The following is a 26,828-nucleotide window of genomic DNA, read 5'->3' as shown; positions in this document are numbered from 1 at the left end:
TCTCTTTCAAACCCAGCACAAACAAGCGCTATGCGCTCTTATTCTTTAAGAAGCTGTTTCAATGCTTGTCGCCAAACAAGCGGTGGTGCAGACGGCGCAATGACCACCAGACGCTGAACGCCACCACCGGAATGGCAATGGCCGCAGTGACTTCTGGCGACAGCGGCCAGCCCACTTTTTGCGCACCTTTGCTCAGGTAGGCAATCAGGCCGGTGATGTAGTAAGTAATGGCAGCCACCGACAGGCCTTCCACCGTGGACTGCAATTTCAGCTGCATGCCCTGACGGTCATTCATGGTGGCTAAAATTTCCTGGTTGCTTTGCTGCTGCTCAATCTCGACACGGGTGCGCAGCAAGTTGCTCACACGCGATACGCGCTGTGACAGCGCATTCTGGCGGTGCGTGGCCCATTCGCAGGTGCTGCGTGCCGGAGACAGGCGCCGCTCCATGAACTCCTGAATCGTCAGCAGCCCCGACAGGCGCTCTTCGTGCAGATCGTGAATGCGTTTGTCCACCAGCTCAAAGTAGGCCTTGCTGGCCGAAAAGCGCGAGTGCGTGGCTGCATATTCACTCTCTACCTGCCCGGCCAGACGCGTCAGCCGGTCCAGCAGCACAGGCTCGTCTTCACGCCCGGCTTCACGAATAGCATGCGCCAGCTCGGCCAGCTCTTTCTCGGCAGAGCCCAGCACCCCGGCCGCTTTGCGCGCTGCAGGCAAACCCAGCAACGCAGCCATGCGATAGGTTTCAATCTCCAGTACCCTCTGCACCAGACGCCCCAGACGGCGTGCACTGATGCTGTCCGAGGGCTTGACCAAGATGCGCGAGTAACCATCGGCATGGATCGCAAAATCAGTGCACACCTCTGTATGGCCGATATGCACTGTCGAGCCTGCCAGCGTCTCATCATTGAGCATTTGCTGCACCAGATGCCTGATGCCATGGCCCTCGCACTGCGCGTCTTTGATGATCCACAGGTGCACGCTGCTCAGGCACAGACCGGGCAGATTTTTCAGCCACTGCTGGGGCACCTCTTCAATTGCTGTCGCAGGGGAGCGAGCATTCAAAACGCCCTCTGCGGGCAGCGGCACCATGAAAGTCCAGCACACAAACTCAGTGTGCAGCTCCCAGCGCAGGCGGAATGCGCCAAAGTCCATGCGCAAATGCGTGCAATCAGCATCCGGCCCCGTGCGGTGGTGGTCATGCATCAATGTCGCCAGATGACGCCGGCTGGCTTCGCGCTCGGCCGGGTCGGTCAGCATCACCAGATGCGTAATGGCGGCGGGCCCTTGGACGGGTTCTGCGGGACGGGCGTGCACCTCGTTGTGTAGCAAGGCGCGCAGGGGGTGCTGGGTAGGCTGGGGCAAAACGGGCATGGAGCGGTGCGGAACAACGGCAAATAGGTGCTTATTGTGGGGCTTTGTCTGCATGGGCGACAGCACAAACAAAGTGGCCCCGCATCGCGGGGCCACACCAAAGCATGACAGCACCTGCATCCACACTGCCTGACAGCACCATGCATGTGCCCCTGAAAATGCCCAGCAGCAACCAGCTAATCAGAGCTTGACAGCCAAGACGCTGTGCCAAGCAGCAGCTTGCACGACACTGCAAAGCATCAATGCCTCCACACATCAAGGGTGGTGCAGGCGGTCTTTAGAAAGACTCCCATTCGTCAGTCTGGAGGGCTGCAGGCTTTGAAGCGGCAACGAATGCGGGCGCAGCCACAGGCTTTGGCACCCTGGCCGCTTGCTGGGTGCGGGTGACTGGGGATGCGGGCAGTTTCACTGAGGCTGCAGTGGGAGGCAAAGCGGGCTCAACACCCGCAGCTGCCGCAGAGGTCCATGCTGTCTGCCCCACCTTGAATACCGCCATGGCCTGAATCAGCCGCTGCGCCTGTTCACTCATGGCGTTTGCCGCTGCGCTGGACTCTTCGACCAAGGCCGCATTTTGCTGGGTCATCTGGTCCAGATTGCTCACTGCCTGATTCACCTGCACAAAACCATCACGCTGCTCATTGGTTGCCGCAGTGATTTCACCGATCAGATCAGTCACCCGGCGCACACTGGCCACAATCTCATGCATGCTGGCGCCTGCTTGGCTGACCTGGGTGGAGCCAGCGTCCACATTGCTGACACTGGCTTCAATCAGGCCCTTGATTTCCTTGGCCGCTTCTGCACTGCGGCCAGCCAGACTGCGCACCTCGGCGGCCACCACCGCAAAACCGCGGCCTTGCTCACCGGCACGTGCCGCTTCAACGGCGGCGTTCAGTGCCAGGATGTTGGTCTGAAACGCAATACCATCAATCACGCCAATGATGTCGCCTATCTTGCGGCTGGAGGTGTTGATCTGCTCCATGCTGAGCACCACCTGCTGCACCACCTGACCACCGCGCTCTGCTGCCTGCACAGCCGTTGCCGCCAGCTGATTGGCCTGGCGCGAGGTATCTGCCGACTGATTGACGGTGGCTGTCAGTTGCTCAATGCTGGCAGCTGTCTCTTCCAGATTGGCGGCTGTCTGCTCTGTGCGCGCCGACAGATCCTGGTTGCCGTTGGCAATTTCAGCAGCTGCCGTAGACACTTCATGCACACCACCACGAACGTTCAGCACCACATCCCGCAAGCGCTGTGCCATGGCATCCAGGGCCTGCATCAACTGACCAAACTCATCCTTGCGCTGACTGGCGGCGTGAATGGTCAGGTCGCCCCCACCGATGGCTTCCGTCATCTTCACCGCCTCGCGCAGCGGCACCGTAATGCTGATCACCAGCCAGCGTGCAAGCAACACACCCAGCAACAGCAGCACTGCTGTGCTGAGCCAGCCCATCCAGATGCTGCTGCGGCGCACGGCATCAGAATTTTGCATCAGTGCACTGAGCTGCTGGCGCTGCGCACCAATGAAGTCTTCAATCTTGCTGCCGTAAATTTCGGACAGATTGGTGTACTCACCAAACGCATAGTTGGCCCGCGCGTTGTAGTCATCCAGATCCATGGTGTCCAGCGCCGTCTCGCGGCTGTTCTTCAAATCCTCAAAGGCTTTGAGTACGGATGCAAAGGACGCACGCTCCTGCTCGGACATCAGCGAGTTTTCCATCTCGGCCAACGCTGCCAAGGCAATGTCATGCTGCCTTTTAAAGCGCGCTTCAAACTCGTTTTGAAGGCGGTTTTCATTCGTCGCCATCAGTGCTGTCCCAGCCTCAATGCTGCGCAGTATCTTGCCGCGCATGGTCTCGGCCAGCGCAATCTTGCGCTCAATACGCTGCACGTCTTCCCGGGAAGTTTCCAGCGTCTGCATCGTGCTTTGCTGCACCCAGAAGTTCGACAAAGTCATGATGACCAGCAAACCCAAAATAGTAGTCCATAGCTTTGGAGCTACCCGAATGTTCGAAAAATTCATGATGGATATAAGACTTCACACAATTTGGCCATGCGCGCCCATCAGCAGTGGTTGCGCGCGTCAGAGGATGCCAAGATGCCTGCATGGCCTAAGCCACGGGCTCTGTGCTAGACAGGAAACAGCAAAACGTCTCCTCCAAGACGCTCACAGGCAACCCGGCGACCATGACTTGCAGGACAAGCGTTAGGCCCGTGGCTTTGCGACGCTGGCTTTCGCGCAGGTGTGCTTCGGCATAAAGCCATTATCCAGTAACTTTTATTTACAAATAATGGTTTACACCAATAACCTTGGTTGGCAACTTTCCATAAAAAAAGCGCCCCGCAGGGCGCTTTTCACAGTGCAACAGCAAGCTCTGTCATTCCTCAACAAAAGCTTCTTCGCGTTTACTTTTCACTGCTGGCAAGCATACGATCACCAGCAACACCACAGCCAGGACCAGCATCACAGCCGAGATAGGACGTGTCACGAACACAGACCAGTCACCACGCGACAGCAGCAGAGCACGGCGCAGGTTTTCTTCCATCATTGGGCCCAGGATGAAGCCCAGCAACAACGGTGCGGGTTCGGTGCCCAGCTTGTAGAACACATAGCCAATGAAACCGAAGATACCGACCATCCAGACGTCGAACTCGGAGTTCTTCGTGCCGTACACGCCCACTGCACAGAACAGCACAATGGCGGGGAACAACCAGCGGTAAGGCACTGACAGCAGCTTGATCCACATGCCAATCATGGGCAGGTTCAAGATGATCAGCATGGCGTTACCAATCCACATCGATGCGATCAGACCCCAGAACAGTTCTGGGTTGCTGGTCATCACCTGAGGGCCAGGCTGGATGTTGTGAATGGTCATCGCGCCCACCATCAGTGCCATCACGGCATTCGGTGGAATGCCCAGTGTCAGCAAAGGAATGAACGATGTCTGTGAACCAGCGTTGTTGGCCGATTCAGGAGCCGTCACACCACGGATATTGCCTTGACCGAAAGGAACTTCACCAGGACGCAGCTTGGTCTTCTTTTCCAGTGTGTAGGAGGCAAAGGCCGACAGCATGGCACCACCACCGGGCAAGATACCCAGTGCAGAACCCAGCAACGTACCGCGCACCATGGCGGGGAACATCAGTTTGAAGTCCTGCTTGGTGGGCATCAGGCCCGTGACCTTGGCCGTGAACACTTCGCGCTCGTCGTCAGGCTTGGACAGGTTGGCAATGATTTCACCGTAGCCGAACACACCCATGGCGATCACGACGAAGTCGATACCGTCGGTCAACTCAGGAATGTCAAAGCTGTAACGTGCCACACCGGAGTTCACGTCCGTACCGATCATGCCGAACAGCAGACCCAGCACGATCATGCCCACAGCCTTGAGCAAGGAGCCGGAAGCCAGCACCACAGCACCGATCAGGCCCAGAATCATCAGCGAAAAGTATTCCGCAGGGCCGAACATGAAGGCGACTTCTGTCAGCGGAGGAGCAAAGGCAGCCAAGATGATCGTGCCCACGCAACCTGCAAAGAACGAGCCAATGCCCGCAGCGGCCAGCGCAGGGCCAGCTCGCCCCTTTCGCGCCATCTGGTAGCCGTCAATCATGGTCACAACGGACGACGACTCCCCAGGCAAGTTCACCAAAATGGCGGTGGTCGAACCACCGTATTGCGCACCGTAATAGATACCGGCCAGCATGATCAGCGCAGCCACAGGAGGCAGCGAGTAAGTGGCAGGCAGCAACATGGCGATGGTCGCCACTGGGCCCAGGCCAGGCAAGATACCAATCAGCGTGCCCAAGACACAGCCGATCAGGCAGTACATGAGGTTTTGCGCTGTAAACGCAACGCCAAACCCCAGCGACAAATGTTCAATCAATTCCACGATGCAAGTCTCCTGGGGGATTAGCCAACGATGAAGGTAGGCCAGACGGGGAACTGCAGGTTCAAGGCCCACACGAACACCGCATAGCTGCCAGCTGCCAAGATCAGGGAAAGCACGAGCACTTCCTTGTAATTGACCTTGCTACCAGCAGTACTGGCGATAAACACCAGAGCAATGATGGCAACCATCAGACCCAGGCCAGGAATACCCAGAGCAGGCACACCAACCAGCAACAGACCAAAAGCGAAGTTGGCAGCCAAGACAAAGAACACTTGTTTCCAAGCCCACTTGCCCACTGGATCACCATCGCCAGGGCCATTGACCGTTGCCTTGAATGCGATCATCAGACCGATCAGCGACAAGATCACACCCAGAATCAACGGAAAGTAACCAGGACCCATACGTGCTGCAGTGCCGACGTTGTAGTCAATAGCACCAATAGCAAAAGCAAGGCCGACAACCAGATACATCAATCCGGCGAAGAAGTCTTTTTGACTCTTAATTTTCACGAAACGTCTCCCATCAGAGGATTTGCGACTGGTGGGATTCTGTAAGCAAAGTGAAGGCAAATTCATGTGGATTCCACCTACTGAGATGCCTTTTACGCACCCTGTCAGCAGGATTACCCAGTGTTTACCCTCGAATAGCGCCCAATGCAGCGCCATCGCCATGCATCAGTGGATGCGCGCCTGAGCTGGGCTGGGCAGCATGGATTGCACTGGAGAAAACGCCTTAGCGCAGTGGTGGTGTTGCGGCCATCACTTCAGCCAAAGTGGTCAGCCCTTCTGCCACGCGCAGGGCACCAGCCAGTCGCAGTGGTCGCATGCCGTCTTTCACGGCTTGGCGGCGCAGCGCGTCCATCGATGGACTGTGGTTAATGTGCTGCTGCAAACTCTCGCTGCCAAGCAGCAGTTCATACAAGCCCATTCGCCCTTTGTAGCCTGTCATGCGGCAAGCCTCGCACCCTACGGGCTGATAGGGTTTGAAGCTGCCACTGAATTTCCAGGGGCTCATCACCTCGGCCAGACTTTCTGGCGTCAACTGCGTATCCGGCTGCTTGCACTGAGGGCACAGCACCCGCACCAGTCGCTGCGCCAGCACCCCCAGCAAAGTAGCATTGAGCAAGTAAGGCGGCACACCCAGCTCCATCAAACGGCTCACAGCACTGGGCGCGTCATTGGTATGCAGGGTGGAGAACACCAGGTGCCCGGTCAGTGCGGCCTGCACAGCCATCTCTGCCGTGGCCGTATCGCGGATCTCACCCACCATGATGATGTCCGGGTCTTGTCGCATCAGCGCACGCAGGCCTTCGGTAAAGCCAAAGTCCAGCAACGGCTGCACCTGTGTTTGATTGAAGGCAGGCTCAATCATTTCGATGGGGTCTTCCACCGTGCTGACGTTCACCTCCTCGGTGGCCACGCGCTTGAGGGTGGAGTACAGCGTGGTGGTCTTGCCCGAGCCCGTAGGGCCTGTCACCAAAATGATGCCGTGGGGGCGCTGCACCAACGCCTCCCAGCGCTGGGCATCGTGCGGCATAAAGCCCAGCTGATCGAGCTGCTTGATGGTGTTGTCGGGATCAAAAATGCGCATCACCATCTTCTCGCCAAAGGCCGTGGGCAAGGTCGACAGGCGCATTTCAATTTCTTCACCACGGGGATTACGCGTTTTGATACGGCCATCCAGAGGGCGCCGTTTTTCCACGACATCCATACGCCCCAGCAGTTTGATGCGCGCAATCATGGCGTTGAGCACGCCCATAGGCATTCGGTAGACCGAGTGCAGCACACCATCAATGCGAAAACGGATCACACCCTGTTCGCGCCGTGGCTCCAGATGGATGTCGCTGGCGCGCTGGTCAAAGGCGTATTGCCACAGCCAGTCCACCACACGGATCACACCCGTGTCGTTCGCATCCAGCTGTTTGTTGGTACGCCCCAGCTCCACCAGTTGCTCAAAACTGGCGGTTGATGTCCCCCCCAGCTTTTGCGCTGAACGCACAGAATTGGCCAGTGCAAAAAATTCACTGGTGTAGCGCTGAATATCCTGCGGATTGGCCAGCACACAGCGCACTTTGCGACGAGTCTGGCGCTCAACTTCTCCCACCCATTGCATGACAAATGGCTCAGCAGTAGCCACCACAATGTCGCTGTTGCTGATCTGTACCGGCAGGACTTTATGGCGCTGTGCGTACTGGACACTCATGGCGTCACCCACCCGGCCCACATCGACCTTGAGCGGGTCAATGCGCAGATACGGCAAGCCCGTGCACTCTGCGACAAAGGCAGTCAATGCTTCAATATCCAGCGTCACGCCATCCGCCAATCGGGTAACGCCCACACTTGCCAGCCTGATCAGCGGGTGCTGCGTACTGTGAGCAGTAGAGCAGCGTGCGCGAATGCGTGCACATTCGGCCGTATCGACAATACCTTTGGCCTGCAGCCATTGCAGCACCTGCACCCAGTCCAAAGGGTGATCGATAGAAGCCCCGGCGGGGGAAGAAAAAGGTGCAGTAATTTCTAAAGACATAGCAGGCAAAAAAAGTCAACAAGGCCGGTGCATTGTGCAGCTTTGCCCAGATATTGAGCGTGCGCTCAATCAGGCGTAGGTATCCACCTGGCTACCCAATGTGCTCAGATTGCTGCGGCGCGCAGCAACGCTCTCTTCACTGCCCAGCACGGCCTTGTTCAGCGCACCGTCATTGCTCTGGATTTGCTGCTGAGTTTGCTGCTGTTGCAAGGCCTGAATCTGCGACTGAATGGCTGCAATCTGGGCCTGCAGCATTTGCAGCATCTGGGTCTTCGCCTGCGCTTCCATGTCAGAGTCGCTCGTTGCCTTGAGCTTTTGCGTCAAGTCCTTGAGCTGGCCCTGCAACTGCGAGATCTGACCCGAGACATTAGGCTTGGAGGAACTGGCAGCGCCAGCGCTGCTGGAAACGGCAGGAATAGACATAAAAGTGCAGTGCGTTCATTGTCAGAATAAATGCCAGTGTATGCCTGCTTAATGCCGCGGGCCTGTATTAAGTACTGGGTGTAACTTCTACCTGCTTGAACACCTTGAGCCATTTACTGGCGGGCAAATCCCAGCGGGCCTGCACAGCCTCAGCCCGCGCCACCAGCTCATCGCGTGTCAGTGGTGTGGACACACGCTGAGCCAGCACAATCGTGTTGCCTTCGCGCGTTGGCTTGAAGGCCCAGACATGGCCTTCACCAAACGCTTGCATGATTTTTTCCAGACTGCGCTGGTAACTGGATGCCCGTCCAAACAGGTTCACGGTCATCGCGCCTTCCGGCGTGAGCATATTGCGGCAGTCGTTATAGAACTCCACGCTGTCCAGCACAGGCGCTGCAGCATTGTGGTCATACAGATCTACCTGCAAGGCATCAACCACACCCTGCCAGCGGCTCTTGAGGATTTCCATGGATGCATCACCCAGCACGACCTCCAGCATGTCGTTATCAGGCGGCAGCTTGAACCAGTTGCGACAGATGTTGACCACCAGCGGATTGATCTCAATGGCGGTGGTGTGCATCTTGAGCTTCTTGTAGTGAAACTTGGTCAGCGCAGCGGCCCCCAGGCCAAGCTGCACGGCATGCCGTTCGGCCACACTTTCTGGCTCGACAAACAACAGCCACGCCATCATGCGCTGCACGTACTCCAGATCAATCTCAAACGGTGCTTTGAGCTTCATCGAGCCTTGCACCCATGGGGTCCCCAGGTGCAGATAGCGTGAGACACCGTCGTCCGAGACACTCACCTGAGGCATCTCTTCTTCGGTAAAAGCGCTGGAGTTTTTCTTGCGTGCAGCCACGGTTTAATCTTCTTTCTTCAAAAGGCCTGCGGCCTGCATCACATCACGCCAGGCGTTGAGCTTGCGCTCAAAGCTCCACCCGGCATTGGCCGGGCTGGTCGAGGGAAGCTTGTAAGCCTGCAGACCCAGACCTTGCAGCGCGCTGGCGTGCTTGTAGCTTTCTGCGCCGTTGTGCGCAACAGCCTGCAGTTGCGGGCAATGTGCTCTCAACGCCTCAAAATTATTGACCTGCGGTGTGCGGATGGCACTGTCCAGGCTACCTTGACGCTCACAGCTGTCATAGACATCCCACAACCCCAGCCCACGTGCCAGCAGCCATTCGCACCGCGCCGCATAGTCGCTGTGCGCAGGCTGAGGATGCTGCGGCCACAGTGTCGCCAAGATGGGCCACAGCTTGTTTTGCGGGTGTGCGTAGTACTGCTGCGCACGCAGCGAAGCTGCACCAGGAAAACTGCCCAAGATGATCAGGCGGGTGCGTGCATCAGCCACGGGCGGCAAGCCTTGCAAACGCAGTGATTCATCCAAGGTTGGCGCAGACATGGCTGAGCATTGTCCGTGCAAACCTGTGCCGCTTGCCGCAGGTGGAGTTTTAAGAACCATAGCTTCGCCCGCAGTACTGCTGCGCACTGGTACGTTAAAGCAATGGAAATGCTGGCAGCCCTCGCAATGCGGCGCGCGCATTGCGGCCCGTCGCTTGTGCCAGCTGCTCAGGGGCAATGCCACGCAAAACTGCGATTTCAGCGGCAATACGGGGCAACTGGGCAGGGCTGTTGCGGCCCTGCGCTTTACCAGCGGCGCGTGCCTGTGCTGTGGTGTAGAGCCAATGGGGCTGAATGTCTGGCGCATCGGTTTCTACAACGATGCTCTCCAGGGGCAGCGTCGCAGCCAGTTCACGCAATTTGAGCGCGCGGTCATAGGTGACGGCACCGCCAAAGCCTAATTTAAAGCCCAGATCTATGAATGCATGAGCCTGCTGCGCGCTGCCATTGAAGGCGTGGGCAATGCCCCCCACAACAGGCCATGCACGCAAGGTTTTCAGCAAACGATCACTGCTTTTGCGTACATGCAAGATCACGGGCAGCTTGAATTGACGCGCCAGCATGATTTGCTGCTCGTAGAACCAGATTTGCTGGTCCCCATCTAAATCTGGCACAAAAAAATCCAGTCCGATCTCCCCCACCGCAACCAGATGCGGGTCGTCCTGAACTTCGAGCAATAACTCACGCAGCGCTGCGATGTCTGCTTCCTGCGCACGCGGGGTGTACAGGGGATGGATGCCCAGCGCGTAGCTGTCTCCATGGCGGTGCGCCAGCGCGATGACCTCACGCCAATGCGCCCGCTGCACAGCGGGAATGACGATGTGCCCCACACCAGCTTCACTGGCTGCCGCACGCACGGCATCGCGATCCGCATTGAATTCAGCGGCATCCAGATGGCAGTGGGTATCAATCCAGCAAGTCATGCGGGCCATCATGCCACCGACTGCGCATGAAATGACCAACGGTCTCAGCTCCTTTCAGCCAATCTCCCGCGCTTATGACGACACTCCTCCTACAAACAATTACTCACACTTAATCACAATTTGTAGAAATTTTTCACCCGGCTGCAAGGAGTTTCCTATGCCGAGCTTCAATTGGTCATGGTTACGAGCAAGTGGTGGTCAACGCCAAGCCGCAGAACTGGAAGGGCAACTGGCCGCCATTCAAAAATCGCATGCGGTGATTGAGTTCGACCTGCAGGGCAACATCCTCACAGCCAACCAGAATTTTCTGGACACCATGGGCTATGAGCTGGCAGAAATTCAGGGCCAGCACCACCGCATGTTTGTGGATGAAGAAACGGCAGCTTCTGCGCAATACGCAGATTTTTGGCAACGCCTCGGACAAGGCTCTCACGATGCAGGCCGCTACAAACGCATCACCCATGACGGCACTGAGGTGTGGCTGCAGGCCAGCTACAACCCCATATTCGACCGCCGCCACCGTCCCTGCAAAGTCGTGAAGTACGCCACCGACATTACAGAGCAGCAACGTCGCAACGCCGATGCACAAGGCCAGCTGGCAGCAATTTCCAAGGTTCAGGCCATCATTGAATTTGACCTTGAGGGCTACATCCTGGCTGCCAATGACTTGTTCCTCAATGCCATGGGCTACCGCATCGATGAAATTTTAGGCAAGCACCACAGCATGTTCGTTTTGCCGCAAGAGCGGCAAACCGCCGCCTATGCACAGTTTTGGCAAGCGCTCAGCCATGGCATCAACGATTCCGGGCAGTACCTGCGCATTGGCAAAAATGGCCGCCAAGTCTGGATTGAAGCCAGCTACAACCCCATCCTGGATGCAAACGGGCACCCCTTCAAGGTCGTGAAATTCGCCACTGACATCACACGCCGCTTCACCGCAGCCCAGACCCTGCGCGTCACCGTGCAAGGGCTGACGGAAAGCGCAGAGCGCGCTGGCCACGCCAACCAGCTGGCACAAAACGCCTGCCGCGTGGCTGAAACCGGCGGCGATACCGTGCGCGAAGTCATTCACACCATGGAGAACATCTCCAGCAGCTCACGCAAGATCAGCGAAATTATTGGTGTGATGGACACTATTGCGTTTCAGACCAATATTTTGGCACTCAACGCCGCGGTTGAAGCGGCTCGCGCGGGCGAGCAAGGCCGGGGCTTTGCCGTGGTGGCTGGCGAGGTGCGCACGCTGGCACAAAACAGCGCATCGGCCGCCAAAGAAATCAAGCAGCTGATTCAGGCATCCGTCAATCAGGTCTCGCAAGGCGCTGAGCAGGTGCGCAAGGCGGGCACAACCATGGAAGACATTGTCAATTCATCCCACCAGGTGACGACCATCATGTCCGAGGTGGTGCAGTCTTCACTGACTCAGTCGGCCGAACTTCAAGCCGTCACCCAAGACCTGACCGCACAGGATGTTGCGGCTTCGCCTGCTGGCCAGCGCCACGCCACACACTCGCCGGGCCAGACACCTGCGCGTTCCATGCCTTCATTGCACAGTTCGCAGGCCGTTGCATAGCTGCTGCAAGAGAAGCAATGGGGCTGTACGGATGCGGGTGGGGTTTAGCCCTCTATTTACTCAAACACTGATGTGGCGCTGCTGCATCCACCGGATTGCAACGAGATTTCGACTCACCACAAGCGCCGCTACCGTAGCATCAACTGCAAGCGATGCATTGCATCAATCCAAGCACCAGGGTCAGTGAGGCCATATGAGCAATGCTTCAGTGCTGCCAGATTGAATACAGCCGTTGCCCGAGGATGAAACACTTGAGAGCGTGACGGGCGATGGAGCGTTGTGCCGCCTCAATCATTCCTCCTCACAGGGCTGCGCGAATACACAAAGACAAAGCCTTTGAACGCCCAGTCACTGCGCTGCATATCCGAGCGCAGCTATCTGCAATCGTTTAACTGACCTGGTCCGTTCTCAGACGATGGTCATGGCATAGCAGCAGCTGGGGTTTGGGGCAGCTCGCCTCAAACTGGATTTATCCAGCGACGCCGGGACTGCATATTGAAAGACGTCGTTAAACTTACCGTCTACATGGCAGACCTCAGTGGTTTCGCCACAGTCAATGATGTGATGGCTGCCACCTTCACTGCCCCTGACCCTGCTCGTGCCACCGTTGAAGTTGCCGCTTTACCCAAAGCAGCAGGTATCGAAATCGAGGCAGTTTTAGCCCTCCCAGTCTGCCTAGGATAACCATGCATCACTCTAATTCCTGGACCTCTGCCGCTGTTAAGCGCATCTCTCGTGACTTTCATCGCTCAGCCGATACACACATGATTCCGCTGGAGTTGCCGGGCTTTGCAGACATTCCGATGTACATCAAAGACGAGTCCACCCACCCCACTGGCAGCCTCAAGCACCGCCTGGCGCGTTCGCTGTTCTTGTACGCACTGTGCAACGGCTGGGTACGTGAAGGCTCCACCATCATTGAAGCGTCGTCAGGCAGCACGGCGGTCTCTGAGGCCTACTTCGCACGCATGCTGGGCTTGCCTTTTATCGCAGTCATGCCACGTTCTACCTCCCCTGCCAAAGTGGGCTTGATCAAGTTCTATGGCGGCCAGTGCCACTTTGTGGACCGTGGCGACCAGGTGTATGAAGAGGCTGCAAAGCTGGCCATTCAAACCGGGGGCCACTACATGGACCAGTTCACCTACGCCGAGCGGGCCACCGACTGGCGCGGCAACAACAACATTGCGGAATCCATCTTCAGTCAGCTGCAAGCAGAGCAGTACGCTGTGCCGCGCTGGATTGTCACGGGCGCTGGCACAGGCGGCACATCGGCCACGATTGGCCGCTACATCCGCTACCACGGTCATGCCACGCAGTTGTGCGTCGTTGACCCCGAGAACTCCGTTTTCCTGGATTACCACCAGTGCCGGGACAGCTCGCTGTGCAATGCACAGTCGTCAGGCGTGGAAGGCATTGGCCGCCCCCGGGTAGAACCGTCTTTCATCCCCGATGTGATTGACCGCATGCTGCGCGTGCCGACGGTGGACTCGTACGCCGCAATGCGCTATCTGGCCGAACTCACTGGCAAACGCTTTGGAGGCTCCACGGGCACCGACTTTTATGGCGCACTGCAGCTGGCCAGCGAAATGAAGGCCGCGGGCGAGAAAGGCTCGATCGTATTTCTGGCCTGCGATGGCGGTGACCGCTATCTGGACACCTACTACGACGACGCCTGGATGGCTGCGCAAGGGCATGATCTGCAACCGCATATTGCAAAAATAGAGCACCTCTGCGCCACAGGTCAGTGAATAAAAATACGCAACTTGGCAGCAAGTGCTGACCGCTTCAGGCGCAGCCCCCGGGGGGGGGCCTGAAAGCAGCCACCCCGGCAAGGCGCTGCATGCAAGCTTTGCTTGATGGCGTTGCTGAATAATTAATCAATAAAAATAGCACCCATCGCTTTGTATTCAACGCTTTCAAATAGTTTTCACTTTGAAATGCTTTACATACAAGCGATGGGTGCTATTTTTTTAACCACAGTCCGGTTAAGAGCCGTTAACACACACCATGCTGTAAATCTTTCATTTGCGTTGGAGACGGGGCGCGAAGCCACTGGCAGTACAGGTGTACAACAAAACCAAGCAACAGCGTATTGCACAAGGCGTGTGAGTGGGTCTAAGTCAGTTGCCCCTTGACCAGGCGCACCACGCGGTCGCACTTGGCGGCCAGCGATTCATCGTGCGTCACCATCACAAAAGCGGTACCGTTGGTGCGCGCCAGCTCCAGCATCAAGGCGAACACGGTGTCAGCGGTGGAGCGGTCCAAATTGCCGGTTGGCTCATCGGCCAGCACACACGCCGGGTGCGTGACCAGAGCACGTGCAATGGCTACGCGCTGGCGCTCGCCGCCTGACAGCTCCGCAGGGCGGTGCGCCATGCGCTCTTTCAGTCCGACGGACTCAAGCATGTGCGCGGCCTGCTCCAGCGCCTGTTCTTTGCGGTCACGGCGAATGCGCAGCGGCATGGCCACATTGTCCTGTGCGCTGAACTCGGGCAAAAGGTGATGAAACTGGTAGATAAAGCCCAAGTGCTGGTTGCGCAGTTCGCCCTGGCGTTTGGGACTGAGCGTATGCAGGGGCTCGCCCTTCAAGTGCACGCTGCCTTGTGTGGGGGCATCCAGCCCGCCCAGCAAATGCAGCAAGGTGCTTTTGCCCGAACCCGATGCACCCACAATGGCCAGCGTCTCACCGGCATGCACCTGCAAATCCACATCGTGCAGCACCTGCACGTTCAGGTGCCCATCTTCAAAGCGCTTGGAAATACCGCGCGCCTCCAAAACTACTGGATTACTCATAACGCAGCGCCTCTGCAGGATTCACGCGGCTGGCACGCCAGCTGGGGTAAATGGTGGCCACAAAAGCCAGAATCAAAGAAATGATGGCAATTGGCATGATGTCGCTGTACTGCGGCTCGCTGGGCATCTTGCTGATCAGGTAAATATCCTTGGGCAAGAAGGTGGCCCCCAGTGCGTGCTCGATGGCAGGCACGATGACGTCGATATTCAGCGCCACACCCAAGCCCAGCAGCAACCCGGCGAACGTGCCTATAACGCCCACCATGGCGCCTTGCACCATGAAGATGCCCATGATGGACGCGGGCGATGCGCCCAGCGTACGCAAAATGGCAATGTCAGCACGTTTGTCTGTCACCGTCATCACCAGCGTGGAGACCAGATTGAATGCCGCAACGGCCACGATCAGCGTGAGGATGATGAACATCATGCGTTTTTCCAGCTGCACGGCCGCAAACCACGTCTTGTTTTGCTGTGTCCAGTCACGCAGGTACAAGAACTCTGTGATCATGCCCGCCAGCTCCTTGGCTACGCGTGGAGCCTCGTGCAAGTCTTTGAGCTTGAGACGAATGCCTGTAGGGCCTTCCAGACGGAAGATGCGCTGGGCATCCTCAAAATGCAGCATGACCATGGCCGAGTCGTACTCGTAGTGGCCCGAGTCAAACGTTCCGGCCACCGTCATCTGCTTAAGGCGCGGCACCACCCCGGCAGGCGTGACCTGCCCACTGGGAGCAATCAGCGTGACCACATCGCCCACGCCCACGCCCATCTGCCGGGCCAGCTCCTGCCCCAGCACAATGTTGAAAGCGCCCGGCGTCAGGCGTTGGAGCACATCGGCATTCGCTGCGGCCAGATCGGTCACTTCGCCCTCGCGCGCAGGATCAATGCCGCGCACCAAAGCCCCCTTCATGTCTTCACCGCGCGCAATCAGGCCCTGCGCAGCCACAAAGGGCGCAGCGCCAATCACTTCAGGGTGCTGCTTGGCCTGCAGCATGGTGGTGTCCACGTCCTGCATGGCCTGACCATTGGGTGCAAAAATTTCAATGTGCGAAACCACACTGAGCATGCGGTCACGCACTTCTTTCTGGAAGCCATTCATCACGCTGAGCACGATGATGAGCGCGGCCACGCCCAAGGCAATGCCCAGCATGGACACCCCAGAAATGAATGAAATAAAGCCATTGCGCCTTGTGGCGCGGCCTGCGCGCGTATAGCGCCAGCCTAGAGCGAGTTCGTAAGGAATTTGCATACTTGGGCGCCATTGTGGCACTGGCCGCAGCACTGCCATGTCATACAAGGCTGACGCGGTGCAGCGGTTTAGGGACAATACGCGCTTATGCCCACTTCTTCGCCTGTCCTGCCTTTGCCTTTTGCGGCCTCGCCGATTGCGCCAGCCCCCCACCACCATCTCGTCTTGCCTTACGCTGCCATGCAAGACGCCAGCTGCCAGCATGTGCTGCAAAACCTGTCGCTGCCGCATCTGGACCAATTGCTCCAGACACTGAGCCCAGCGCAAACCGATGAAGGACAGCAAGACCACCCCATTCCACCGCACGAACGTGCAGTCGCTGCTGCCTGGGGGCTGAACCCTTTGCAGCCTGCCTGGGCTGCACTGGCACAGGGCATGACGGACACTGCCTGCGCATGGCTCACGCCCTGCCACTGGACGGCAGGCCCCGATCAGGTGCGCATGGATGACCCCGCTGCTTTGCAGCTGGACATGGACGACGCCCAGGCTCTGCACGCCCTGCTGCAACCGTGGTTTGCTGAAGATGGACTGACGCTGGAGATCGTGCACCCACATCTGTGGTGCGTCAGCGGCACTGCTTTGGCGCAGTTGCAGACAGCCTCTGTGGACCGGGTCTTGCTGCGCGACGTCACGCCCTGGATGCCCTCTGCGCAAACGGCACGCAGCCTGCACCGCCTGCACAGCGAAGTGCAGATGCTGCTGTACACCGACCGTTTTAACGAGCACCGCGCCGAGCGTGGCTTGCAGCCTATCAACGCCTTCTGGCTGCATGGCGCAGGGCTGCTTGACCCCGCAGCACTGGCGCATGCCCACCAGTGCCAATCGCACATGCAGGTGCAGCTGTGGGACGAATTGCGCCAGACCGCCTTGCGCCAGGACTGGCCGGCCTGGAAGCAGGCGTGGCTGGCCGCCGATGCTGGCCCTGTGGCTGCCCTGGTGCAGCACATCGCCCAAGGCGGGAAAGCCGCGCTCACGCTGTGTGGCGAGCACCATGCCCGCAGTTTTGACACCGCACCGCGCAGTCTGCGCGACAAGATCAAGAACATTTTCAGACCCCAGCGCTTTGCGGGACTGCACCAGGTGCTATGAAGATTATTGAAAGAGACATTCCCGAAACCACGGTGCAAGCCCTGGTGCAGTCGGGCATCAGCCCACTGCTGGCACGCCTGTATGTGGCGCGTGGCGTTCAATCCTGTGAAGAGCTGGACACCGGGCTGGGCAAATTGCTGCCTCCTTCGGGGCTGATGGGCATCCAGACTGCCGCGTGCGTACTGGCCGATGCCATTGCCGCGCAAAAGCGCATCTGCATCGTGGCCGACTACGACTGCGACGGCGCCACCGCCTGCGCCGTGGGCGTGCGCGGGCTGCGCATGCTGGGCGCACAGCATGTCACGTACGAAGTGCCTGACCGCATCACCGACGGCTATGGCCTGTCTGCCCCCATCGCCCGCCGAGTACACGACAAAGGGCACGAGCTGCTGCTGACCGTAGACAACGGCATTGGCAGCGTAGAGGGCGTGGCCGAGGCCAAGCGCCTGGGCATGACCGTGGTGGTGACCGACCACCACCTGCCCGGCGATCAACTGCCCGCACCGGATGCCATGGTCAACCCCAACCAGCCCGGCTGCAGCTTTGCCAGCAAGCACATGGCTGGCGTGGGCGTGATGTTTTACGTGCTGCTCGTGCTGCGTGCCGAGCTGCGTGCGCGTGGCGTATTTGAGGCGGGCAACCAGCCCAAGCTCGATACGCTGCTGCCCCTGGTGGCACTGGGCACCGTGGCCGATGTGGTCAAGCTCGATGCCAACAACCGCCGTCTGGTTGCGCAAGGCCTGCAGCGCATTCGCAAGGGCCACATGCAGGCGGGCATTCGCGGCCTGTATGAGGCGGCAGGCCGCTCTTACAGCCAGGCGGCCACCTCTGACTTTGGCTTTGCACTGGGCCCGCGCATCAACGCTGCCGGGCGACTGGCCGATATGACCATTGGCATTGAGTGCCTGCTGACTGACAACGACGCCCTGGCGCTGGAGCTGGCGCGCACGCTCAACAGCATCAACCGCGAGCGCCAGGAAATTGAAGGCGGCATGCGCCTGCAAGCCTTTGCATTGGCCGATGAGTTGTTTGAAGACGGCGTCACACCGCCCGCAGCGATTAGCGTGTTTGACCCGGAGTTCCACGAGGGCGTGGTCGGCATCGTTGCCTCGCGCGTCAAAGACCGGCTGCACCGCCCCACCTTTGTGTTTGCCGCCAGCCAGGCAGAGGGCAAAGCGCACGAGCTCAAAGGTTCGGGCCGCTCCATCCCCGGGTTTCACCTGCGCGATGCGCTGGATTTGGTGGCCAAGCGCCACCCCGGCGTGCTGCTGCGCTTTGGGGGCCACGCCATGGCCGCAGGTTGCACGCTGGTGGAAGAACACTTTCACACCTTTGAGCAAGCCTTTGCCCAAGTGGCGCAAGAGTGGCTGGATGCCAAAACGCTGACCCGCTGCGTAGAAACCGATGGCCCGCTGGACCCGGCCTTTCGCCACTCTGAAGTGGTCGAGCAACTGAATCTGCAGGTGTGGGGCCAGGGCTTTGCCTACCCCACCTTCAGTGAAGATGTGGAAATCCTCTCGCAGCGTCTGGTGGGTGAAAAGCACCTGAAGCTGCAACTGCGCCACCGCGGCGATGTGGTGGATGGCATCTGGTTTGGCCGCACCGAGCCACTGCCCGACTGGGTGCACATGGCGTTTCGCCTGGACATCAACGAATTCCGTGGCGAGCGCAAGGTGCAATTTCTGGTGGAAGGCACCGAAGGCTAAACACCAACAACAATTAAAAAAGTAGCTACCAGCGCTTAATACACCATCACTTCAGCATGTTTTCACTTTGAAGTCATTGATGGGCAAGCGCTACCAGCTATCAAAAAAAACAAAGGCCTGCAATGCAGGCCTTTGTTTCATGGAAACACCTCACGCGCCGTAAGCACCGCGTCTGCCCCCCCCCACAGCCCCCTGTCAACTGCAGGCTTGCGCTGAAAACGCGCAGCAAGCACGCAATCAAGGGCAGTGTCAGCGGGGTTTTAAAAGCTCTCCCAGTCGTCTTCTGCGCCCTGTGCCACGGCTTTTTTGGGGACTGCAGCTGCAGGCTTGGCAGGTGCCACCAACTTGGTTGCTGCTGCGGGTTTTTCAGCCTGCACAGGCTGCCCTTTCGCCCGGCCCAGCGACGCAGGGCTGCCCGACGGCTGTTGCGCTGGGGCTGGCTTTGCGGCTGCAAAGGTGCTGGCCACCGCCGGCGCTTTGACGGCTGCGGCCTTGACCGCCGTAGTGCCCACGTTGAACACGGCCACCACTTGCGCCAGACGCTGTGCCTGCTCATTCATGGCCATGGCGGCCGCGCTGGATTCTTCAACCAGGGCCGCGTTTTGCTGCGTCATCTGGTCCAGATTGCTGACCGCCTGATTCACCTGCGCAAAGCCATCGTGCTGCTCGCCCGAAGCGGCGCTCAACTCACCAATCAGGTCAGTCACGCGGCGCACACTGCTCACAATCTCCTGCATGCTCTCGCCGGCCTGCGTGACCTGTGCCGAGCCGGCATCCACATTGCTCACGCTGGCGGTGATTAAGGTCTTGATTTCCTTGGCCGCCTCCGCGCTGCGCCCGGCCAGACTGCGCACCTCCCCGGCCACCACGGCAAAACCACGGCCTTGTTCGCCTGCGCGGGCGGCTTCTACCGCCGCGTTCAGCGCCAAAATATTGGTCTGGAAAGCGATGCCGTCAATCACGCCAATGATGTCGCTGATCTTGCGGCTGGAGCTGTTGATTTGCGCCATGCTCTGCACCACTTGCTGCACCACCGCGCCACCGCGTTCTGCCGCCTGTACCGCCGTGCCTGCCAGCTGATTGGCTTGCCGCGAGGTGTCTGCAGACTGCGTGACGGTGGAGGTCAGCTCTTCCAGGCTGGCAGCGGTTTCTTCCAGATTGGCAGCCGTTTGCTCGGTGCGTGCCGACAAGTCATGGTTGCCCGTAGCAATCTGGCTGGCCGCCGCAGATACAGATTCAACACCACTGCGCACTTCGCTCACCACAGTGCGCAGCTTGTGGGTCATGGCGCTCAGGCTGCGCAGCAAATGGCCCAGCTCGTCCTTGCGATCGTCATGTACATCGACCGTCAAGTCACCCGCCGCAATGGTGTCTGCCAGATCCACGGCACGGTCCAGAGGGCGCGTAATAGAGCGCACGATCATGCCCGCCAGTCCCAGCCCCATCATGACCAGCAACAGGCTGATAGCGCCCACCCACCAATACGCTTGCTGGCGCTGCACCATGGCCTGCTCGCGCATTTCATTGCGCAAGCGCTCTTGCAGCTGCAGCAAATCTTCTTGCGACTGCACATAGACCGCCACCGCCGGACGCAGCTGATTGGTGGCGATATCCATCGCCAGCAGAATGTCACCTGCCTCACGCGCCTGATTAATTTTGGCCACCGCTGCCAACGCCTGCGCCCGGTTGGCCCCGACTTTGGCCAGTTGCGCTTTTTCCTCATCGGTCTCGGCCATCGCCTCCACCTGCTTTTGCAGCTCTGTCACACCGGCAATGCCTTTGCTGCCCAGCTGCGTCATCTCATGAACCAGCGCGGCCTCCGAAGACATCGCGCTGACCACGATGCGCTCTACCGTCAGCTCTGTCAGCGCCTTCCAGCGCATCGTGGTGGCAATACGTTGATCGGCTTGCTCTGTCTTTTGGTTCACGGCGCTCGCACGCTGCTCAGCCAGCATGGTCAAGATGACCGCCAGCGTGAGCATGGATGCCATAGAGCCCAGCACCACACCCCAGAGCTTGAAAGCGACTGGCAGGTTGTTCAAACGCATGATTGCTCCCTCTTCCTTATTGTTCTTGCTGGCCTCAGCAAGTGAAATCGCTACACGGTTTTGCGCAACACGAACATGCAAAACACCCTCTTGGTGCACTGCAACCAAGAGGGTGATTGATTTTTTCACTGCTGTTGGGCGACAGTTGCTCTCGCAAACCCTTGGTCGGCAAAGGTCGCTTAAAAACTCTCCCAGTCATCTTCTGTCGCGGCTGTGGTTTTTTTTGTAACAGCACTCTCTAACTTGGCTGATACCGGCCTGGGAGTGGCCGCTACAGGCCGGGCCACCTGCCTGGCGACTGCCTTCGCTGGGGTGTTTGCTGGTGTGTTTGCTGGCGCAGCACTTTCACGGCTGGCAACGGGCGCCATGGCCTTGGGCTGTGCATGTGTCTGCATGGGCCGCACCGGCTGCATGGCTGCCATCTGCCCGACTTTGAACACAGACACCACCTGGGCCAGACGCTGCGCCTGCTCGTTCATGGCTGTAGCTGCCGCGCTGGACTCTTCCACCAAGGCCGCGTTCTGCTGCGTCATCTGGTCCAGATTGCTCACCGCTTGATTGACTTGTACAAAGCCGTCTTGCTGCTCATGGGTTGCGGCGCTGATCTCGCCAATCAAATCCGTCACACGGCGCACGCTGGCCACAATCTCATGCATGCTTTCACCAGCCTGCGCCACCTGACCAGAGCCCGCGTCCACATTGCTCACGCTGGTGGAGATCAGCGCCTTGATCTCTTTGGCCGCTTCTGCGCTGCGCTGTGCCAAAGAACGCACCTCAGCTGCCACCACCGCGAAACCGCGGCCTTGCTCACCTGCGCGGGCAGCCTCTACCGCTGCATTGAGGGCCAAGATGTTGGTTTGAAAAGCAATGCTGTCAATAACGCCAATGATGTCGGCAATCTTGTGGCTGCTGCTGGTGATTTGCTGCATGCTGCTGACCACCTGCTGCACCACCTGGCCCCCACGCTCGGCCGCTTGCACGGCCGTGCTGGCCAGCTGGTTGGCCTGGCGCGCCGTATCCGCAGACTGGGACACCGTAGCCGTCAGCTCCTCAATGCTGGCGGCGGTCTCTTGCAGATTCGCCGCAGTCTGCTCGGTGCGCCCGGACAGGTCATGGTTGCCCGTGGCAATTTGCGATGCAGCCGAAGACACGGCATCCACACCATTGCGCACTTCAGAGACCACATCGCGCAAGCGCTGCGCCATGGCACCCAAACTGCGCAGCAGGTTGCCCAGCTCGTCCTTGCGCTCGTCTTGCACATGCACCGTCAAATCGCCTGCAGCAATTGTGTCAGCCACGGAAACGGCGCGTGCCAAAGGAAGGGTGATCTGGCGCACCACAAGGATTGACAGCAAAAGCCCCACCAGCACCACCCCAGCCAGCGCCACACTGCCCCACAGCATGGCCGTAGCCCGCGCTTCAGCGCCCTCTTGCTGAGCCTGGTCACGCAGGCGCTCTTGCAGCGTCACCAAATCAGTTTGCGCCTGGTTAAAAAGCGCAACACCTGGCAGCAACTGGCTGTCCAAGAGCGCACGTACGCCAGCAAGGTCAGAATCTGCGCGCAGCTTGTTGATGGTGCCAATAATGTCCAGCACCCTGGCGCGTGCCTGTGCAATTTTTTCTAACTGCTGACGTCCTTGTGAGTCGGTCAGGGAACGCTCCAGCTGCCCTTGCAAGGCTGTCGCAGCCTCAATACCTTCTTTGGTCTTTTCCTGTGCGTACCGGCTCAGCCCATCTTCTGCCGACATCGCGCCCATCACCACGTGGGCGACCGAGTAATCCGTCACACCGCGCCACTGCACAGCCAGGCGAATGCGCTTTTCGTAGTCCTGCAACGCCATCCGCTCCCGGTCTTGCACGCTGCTGATGTAGTTGGTCATGCCAAAGCCTGCCGTCAGGGTCAGCACCAGCACCCCCAGCAGCAAGGCCCATATTTTTTTAGACACCGACAGGTTCTTTAATTGCATATAACTCCCTTTATCTTTCATATTTTTAATACTTCCCTCAGTGGCACTACGTGGCGTACACGCGGGCCTGCAAAGTATCTAGAAGTGTCAAGAAATGCGAATGACAGACCCGCCGAAACTTGCGGAAACTCAAACAGGGTTAAAAAGGCCTTCTCTCTCATTGACTTTTAAAGCCTGCTGCCCACGCTCTTGCGAGCTGCCGCACATGGCTCCATTTCTTTTCTATGTCTGACACTTTCTGCGCCGATCTTCATTGCCATTCCACGTTCTCTGATGGCACGCTCTCGCCCACCGCATTGGCGCAACGTGCCCAGCGCAGCGGGGTCACGCTGTGGGCATTGACCGATCACGACGAAACGGCCGGTCTTGCTGAAGCACAGATGGCTGCCAGCGCACAAGGTCTGGATTTTTTAACGGGCGTAGAAATCTCTGTCAGCTTTGCCAACACCACGGTGCATATCGTGGGCTTGGGGTTTGATGCGCAAGACCGCCAGCTGCTCGAAGGTCTGGGCAGCCTGCGCAATAGTCGTGGCCCGCGCGCACAGGAGATGGGGCGACAGCTGGAAGCTGCCGGTATTGCACATGCCTACGAAGGGGCCCTGAAATACGTCGGCAACCCGGCCTTGATTTCACGCACCCACTTTGCACGCCATCTGGTGGAGGCTGGCATCTGCAAAGACACCTATGAAGTGTTTCGCAACTACCTGGTTGAAGGCAAACCAGGCTTCGTGCCCCAGCGCTGGGCTACGCTGGAGGAGGCTGTGCGCTGGATCAGCGCCGCCCAGGGGGTTGCCGTCATCGCCCACCCCGCGCGTTACGGGTTCACGGCCAATGAGGAGTACGCTTTTTTCAGCAGCTTCAAAGCCTATGGCGGACAGGCTGTCGAAGCCGTCACCGGCAGCCATGCCCCGCACGAGTACCTGCACTACGCGGATTTGGCCAAAGAGTTTGGTTTTGCCATCTCGCGTGGCAGCGATTTCCACAGTCCCCAGGAATCCAAGATGGACCTAGGTGCCCTGCCCAGCGACCCTGCCGGCTACGTCTGCATCCACGAGCTGCTGGCCCATCGCATCCACAAAGCACCCGGCCGTTCGACATAAATTGAGCCAGTGGCTGCGTTGCGCAGCACAATGCAGGCACAGCGCAAAACAAAGGACACCCCATGGCACAGTACTTTGAAGTTCATCCGGATAACCCCCAGCCTCGATTGCTCAAGCAGGCAGTGGCCATCTTGCAAAAAGGCGGGGTACTGGCCATTCCGACGGACTCCAGCTACGCCCTGGTTTGCCAGCTGGATGATAAAAATGCCGTCGACCGCCTGCGCCGCATTCGTCAGGTCAATGACAAGCACCACCTCACGCTGCTGTGCCGCGATTTGTCAGAGCTGGCCAACTATGCCGTGGTTGACAACAAACAGTACCGCCTGATGAAGCTGGCCACCCCCGGCCCCTACACCTTCATTTTGGATGCCACCAAGGAAGTGCCACGCAGGGTCAGCCACCCTTCGCGCAAAACCATCGGCCTGCGTGTGCCTGACCGCAAAGGCACCCAGCTGCTGCTGCAACTGCATGGCGCACCATTGCTGGCCACCACCTTGATCGCCCCGGGGGAAGACATCCCCATGAATGATCCGCAAGAGATTCGAGAGCGGTTTGAGCACGAGATCGACGCCGTGGTCGATGCAGGAGCCTGCCCGCTGGAGCCAACCACCGTGCTTGACCTCACGCCCATGGCAACGGGTGGCGAACCCAGCTTGATGCGACAGGGTGCAGGCAGCTTGCCCGCGATTGGTTTGTAGCAACTTCCCCTAGTACAAGGACAGTGGCACTGATGTTTGCGACAATCACCGGGTGAACGAACTCATACAAACTGTACTCATCTACGCCCTGCCCGTGCTTTTCGCCATCACGGTGCATGAGGCCGCGCACGGCTACGCTGCCCGCTACTTTGGCGATCACACGGCCTCCATGCTTGGTCGCATCACGCTCAACCCCCTCAAGCACATTGACCCCATCGGCACAATACTGATGCCCTTGCTGCTGTACTTTTCGACCTCAGGGGCCTTCTTGTTTGGCTATGCCAAGCCCGTGCCCGTGAACTTCGGCAATCTGCGCCACCCAAAGCGCGACATGATCTGGGTGGCGCTTGCGGGCCCTGCCTCCAACTTCATTCAGGCCATCGTGTGGGCCGTCGTACTGGTGGTCTTGGTGGCCACCCGTACCGACGAACGCTTTTTTCTTGAAATGGCGCGTGCCGGCATTCTGGTCAATCTGGTCATGTGGGCCTTCAACCTGTTTCCGCTGCCACCTCTGGATGGCGGACGCATCCTGGTCGGGCTGCTACCGACCAAAGCAGCCATGACCGTCTCACGCATAGAGCCCTATGGCTTCTTTATCGTTTTGGCGCTGGTGCTGCTGGGCATTGTCGGCACCATCTGGCTGCGCCCTCTGATGAACCTGGGCTACAGCGCCATCGATTTCATCATCACGCCACTGATGGCTGTGCTGAGATAAAGAAAAAAACACGCATTCAGGCTGCTCCAAGACGCAGTCCACCCCTTAGAACTTGGTTTGAGATATGAGCAACACCCGCTTTCTGACAGGCATTACCCCCTCCGGCACACCCCATCTGGGTAACTATGCAGGCTCCATCCGCCCCGCAATCGCTGCCAGCCAGACATCCGACGTTGAAAGCTTTTACTTTCTGGCGGACTACCACGCACTGATCAAGTGCCAGGATCCAGCACGCATACAGCGCTCCACCCTCGAAATTGCAGCCAGCTGGCTGGCTTGCGGGCTGGAGCCAGAAAAGGTGGTCTTCTATCGCCAGTCTGATATCCCCGAGATTCCTGAACTCAACTGGTTTTTGACCTGCGTGACCGGCAAAGGCGTGCTCAATCGCGCACACGCCTACAAAGCCTCTCAGGACAAGAACGCAGAATCAGGCCGTGAACTGGACGACGGCGTGACTGCCGGCCTGTTCATGTACCCCGTGCTGATGGCTGCCGACATCTTGATGTTCAACGCCAACAAAGTGCCTGTGGGCCGCGACCAGATCCAGCACATAGAGATGGCGCGCGACATGGCCTCCAGCTTCAACCACCTGTATGGCGAGCACTTTGTTTTGCCTGAAGCCGCGATTGAAGAGAGCGTTGCCACCTTGCCCGGCCTGGATGGCCGCAAGATGAGCAAGAGCTACGACAACACCATCCCCCTGTTCTCTACCCGCGAGCAGCTCAAGAAGCTGATTGGCAGCATCGTCACCGACTCGCGTGCGCCAGGCGAGCCCAAGGACACCGAAGGTTCGGCCCTGTTCCAGCTCTACCAGGCCTTCTCCTCCAGCCAAGAAACCGAGACCATGCGCCAGGCCTTTGCCAGCGGCATTGGATGGGGCGATGCCAAGCACATGCTGTTTGAGCGCATTGATGCAGAACTGGCCCCCAAACGTGCGCGCTATGAAGACCTGATGGCACACCCCGAAAAGGTAGAGGCCGCGCTGCAACTGGGTGCCCAGCGTGCACGTGCACTGACCCGCCCATTCATCACCACCTTGCGTGCAGCTGTGGGCTTGCGCAGTCTGTCCAGCCAGGACAGCGGTGCCAAAAAATCCAAATCCGCCAAAATCGCGCTGCCCAGCTTCAAACAGTACCGCGAAACCGACGGCAAGTTCTACTTCAAGTTCATGGCTGCCGATGGCAGCCTGCTGCTGCAAAGCACCGCTTTTGACCAGCCCAAACTGGCCGGACAAAGCATTGCCCAGCTGCAGCAGCAAGGTGCTGATGCCCTGGCCGCTTTGGCAGCCGTGGTGCAGCCCGCCGATGGTGTGACGCAAGAAGACATCGTGCAAGCTTTGCATCTGCTGCAAGAGGCAGCCAAGGCCTAGC

General features: G+C 58.7%; 22 protein-coding genes and 1 riboswitch. Of the genes, 9 read left to right on the top strand and 13 right to left on the bottom strand.

The annotated features are described in order from the left end of the window. Positions 1–58 precede the first annotated feature (58 nt). The 9 genes from IB213_RS06110 to IB213_RS06070 all read right to left on the bottom strand — a co-directional run bounded on the left by IB213_RS06110 (position 59) and on the right by IB213_RS06070 (position 10,526). The gene (locus IB213_RS06110) at positions 59–1,372 is read right to left on the bottom strand and encodes a DUF3422 family protein (RefSeq protein ID WP_191723215.1); all 1,314 of its coding nucleotides are present in this window, start codon (positions 1,370–1,372) and stop codon (positions 59–61) included. 277 nt (positions 1,373–1,649) lie between these two features. Further along, positions 1,650–3,323: a methyl-accepting chemotaxis protein gene (locus IB213_RS18040; RefSeq protein ID WP_304515601.1), complete on the bottom strand. Its 1,674-nt coding sequence runs from the start codon at positions 3,321–3,323 to the stop codon at positions 1,650–1,652. Between the two features lie 212 nt (positions 3,324–3,535). Beyond that, a riboswitch (cyclic di-GMP riboswitch) is annotated at positions 3,536–3,626 on the bottom strand. A gap of 118 nt (positions 3,627–3,744) precedes the next feature. After that, the gene (locus IB213_RS06100; RefSeq protein ID WP_191723217.1) at positions 3,745–5,256 is read right to left on the bottom strand and encodes a tripartite tricarboxylate transporter permease; all 1,512 of its coding nucleotides are present in this window, start codon (positions 5,254–5,256) and stop codon (positions 3,745–3,747) included. 20 nt (positions 5,257–5,276) lie between these two features. Next, positions 5,277–5,765, bottom strand: a complete 489-nt coding sequence (locus tag IB213_RS06095; RefSeq protein ID WP_191723218.1) for a tripartite tricarboxylate transporter TctB family protein — start codon at positions 5,763–5,765, stop codon at positions 5,277–5,279. A gap of 223 nt (positions 5,766–5,988) precedes the next feature. Beyond that, positions 5,989–7,782: a GspE/PulE family protein gene (locus tag IB213_RS06090; RefSeq protein ID WP_191723219.1), complete on the bottom strand. Its 1,794-nt coding sequence runs from the start codon at positions 7,780–7,782 to the stop codon at positions 5,989–5,991. Between the two features lie 69 nt (positions 7,783–7,851). After that, complete coding sequence (locus tag IB213_RS06085; RefSeq protein WP_192405750.1) at positions 7,852–8,205, bottom strand: FlxA-like family protein; 354 nt, start codon at positions 8,203–8,205, stop codon at positions 7,852–7,854. Between the two features lie 67 nt (positions 8,206–8,272). Beyond that, the gene (locus IB213_RS06080; protein ID WP_192405749.1) at positions 8,273–9,064 is read right to left on the bottom strand and encodes a spermidine synthase; all 792 of its coding nucleotides are present in this window, start codon (positions 9,062–9,064) and stop codon (positions 8,273–8,275) included. A gap of 3 nt (positions 9,065–9,067) precedes the next feature. Next, entirely contained in the window at positions 9,068–9,604 is a 537-nt protein-coding gene (locus IB213_RS06075; RefSeq protein WP_192405748.1) for a DNA-deoxyinosine glycosylase, read from the bottom strand. Between the two features lie 94 nt (positions 9,605–9,698). Then, complete coding sequence (locus tag IB213_RS06070) at positions 9,699–10,526, bottom strand: TatD family hydrolase (protein WP_192405747.1); 828 nt, start codon at positions 10,524–10,526, stop codon at positions 9,699–9,701. Between the two features lie 157 nt (positions 10,527–10,683). Between IB213_RS06070 and IB213_RS18290 the strand changes: the two genes are divergently transcribed. From IB213_RS18290 to IB213_RS06055, 3 genes are all read left to right on the top strand, one after another. Continuing rightward, entirely contained in the window at positions 10,684–12,096 is a 1,413-nt protein-coding gene (locus IB213_RS18290; RefSeq protein ID WP_304515600.1) for a methyl-accepting chemotaxis protein, read from the top strand. 495 nt (positions 12,097–12,591) lie between these two features. Then, complete coding sequence (locus IB213_RS06060) at positions 12,592–12,780, top strand: Rid family hydrolase (protein WP_225561000.1); 189 nt, start codon at positions 12,592–12,594, stop codon at positions 12,778–12,780. Between the two features lie 2 nt (positions 12,781–12,782). After that, on the top strand, positions 12,783–13,844 hold the full coding sequence (locus tag IB213_RS06055) for a PLP-dependent cysteine synthase family protein (RefSeq protein ID WP_192405745.1): 1,062 nt from the start codon (positions 12,783–12,785) through the stop codon (positions 13,842–13,844). Positions 13,845–14,211: 367 nt separating this feature from the next. On the opposite strand, the gene lolD is transcribed toward IB213_RS06055, so the two are convergent. Beyond that, complete coding sequence (gene lolD, locus IB213_RS06050; protein ID WP_192405744.1) at positions 14,212–14,889, bottom strand: lipoprotein-releasing ABC transporter ATP-binding protein LolD; 678 nt, start codon at positions 14,887–14,889, stop codon at positions 14,212–14,214. Then, positions 14,882–16,135: a lipoprotein-releasing ABC transporter permease subunit gene (locus tag IB213_RS06045; RefSeq protein ID WP_191723230.1), complete on the bottom strand. Its 1,254-nt coding sequence runs from the start codon at positions 16,133–16,135 to the stop codon at positions 14,882–14,884. Before IB213_RS06045 ends, lolD begins: the two co-directional genes overlap by 8 nt. 87 nt (positions 16,136–16,222) lie before the next feature. Here IB213_RS06045 and IB213_RS06040 point away from each other — a divergent pair, with 87 nt between their 5' ends. Together IB213_RS06040 and recJ are read left to right on the top strand one after the other, a co-directional pair. Further along, entirely contained in the window at positions 16,223–17,224 is a 1,002-nt protein-coding gene (locus tag IB213_RS06040; RefSeq protein ID WP_225560999.1) for a phosphoglycerate mutase, read from the top strand. After that, positions 17,221–18,930, top strand: a complete 1,710-nt coding sequence (gene recJ, locus IB213_RS06035; protein ID WP_191723231.1) for a single-stranded-DNA-specific exonuclease RecJ — start codon at positions 17,221–17,223, stop codon at positions 18,928–18,930. The genes IB213_RS06040 and recJ overlap by 4 nt, the downstream gene beginning before the upstream one ends. A gap of 260 nt (positions 18,931–19,190) precedes the next feature. Here recJ and IB213_RS06030 read toward each other — a convergent pair whose 3' ends face one another. Beyond that, positions 19,191–20,978 (bottom strand): methyl-accepting chemotaxis protein, encoded by a 1,788-nt coding sequence (locus IB213_RS06030; protein ID WP_192405743.1) that lies wholly within the window; start codon positions 20,976–20,978, stop codon positions 19,191–19,193. Between the two features lie 179 nt (positions 20,979–21,157). Continuing rightward, positions 21,158–22,945: a methyl-accepting chemotaxis protein gene (locus IB213_RS06025; protein ID WP_192405742.1), complete on the bottom strand. Its 1,788-nt coding sequence runs from the start codon at positions 22,943–22,945 to the stop codon at positions 21,158–21,160. Between the two features lie 224 nt (positions 22,946–23,169). Between IB213_RS06025 and IB213_RS06020 the strand changes: the two genes are divergently transcribed. From IB213_RS06020 to IB213_RS06005, 4 genes are all read left to right on the top strand, one after another. Next, positions 23,170–24,045, top strand: coding sequence for a PHP domain-containing protein (locus IB213_RS06020; protein ID WP_192405741.1), 876 nt, complete (start codon positions 23,170–23,172; stop codon positions 24,043–24,045). A 62-nt stretch (positions 24,046–24,107) separates the two neighbouring features. Beyond that, on the top strand, positions 24,108–24,743 hold the full coding sequence (locus IB213_RS06015) for an L-threonylcarbamoyladenylate synthase (protein ID WP_192405740.1): 636 nt from the start codon (positions 24,108–24,110) through the stop codon (positions 24,741–24,743). 52 nt (positions 24,744–24,795) lie between these two features. Then, positions 24,796–25,458 carry a site-2 protease family protein gene (locus IB213_RS06010; protein ID WP_192405739.1) on the top strand — a complete coding sequence of 221 codons (663 nt, stop codon included), beginning with the start codon at positions 24,796–24,798 and terminating at the stop codon, positions 25,456–25,458. A 64-nt stretch (positions 25,459–25,522) separates the two neighbouring features. Further along, positions 25,523–26,827, top strand: coding sequence for a tryptophan--tRNA ligase (locus IB213_RS06005; RefSeq protein WP_192405738.1), 1,305 nt, complete (start codon positions 25,523–25,525; stop codon positions 26,825–26,827). Position 26,828: the final 1 nt, after the last annotated feature.

Origin of the sequence: Comamonas sp. CMM02 (assembly GCF_014851485.1) — a bacterium.
In the GTDB taxonomy this organism is placed as follows: domain Bacteria; phylum Pseudomonadota; class Gammaproteobacteria; order Burkholderiales; family Burkholderiaceae_C; genus Comamonas; species Comamonas avium.
The sequence above is the reverse complement of the archived record's forward strand: the minus strand, read 5'-3'. Positions and strand labels throughout refer to the sequence as shown.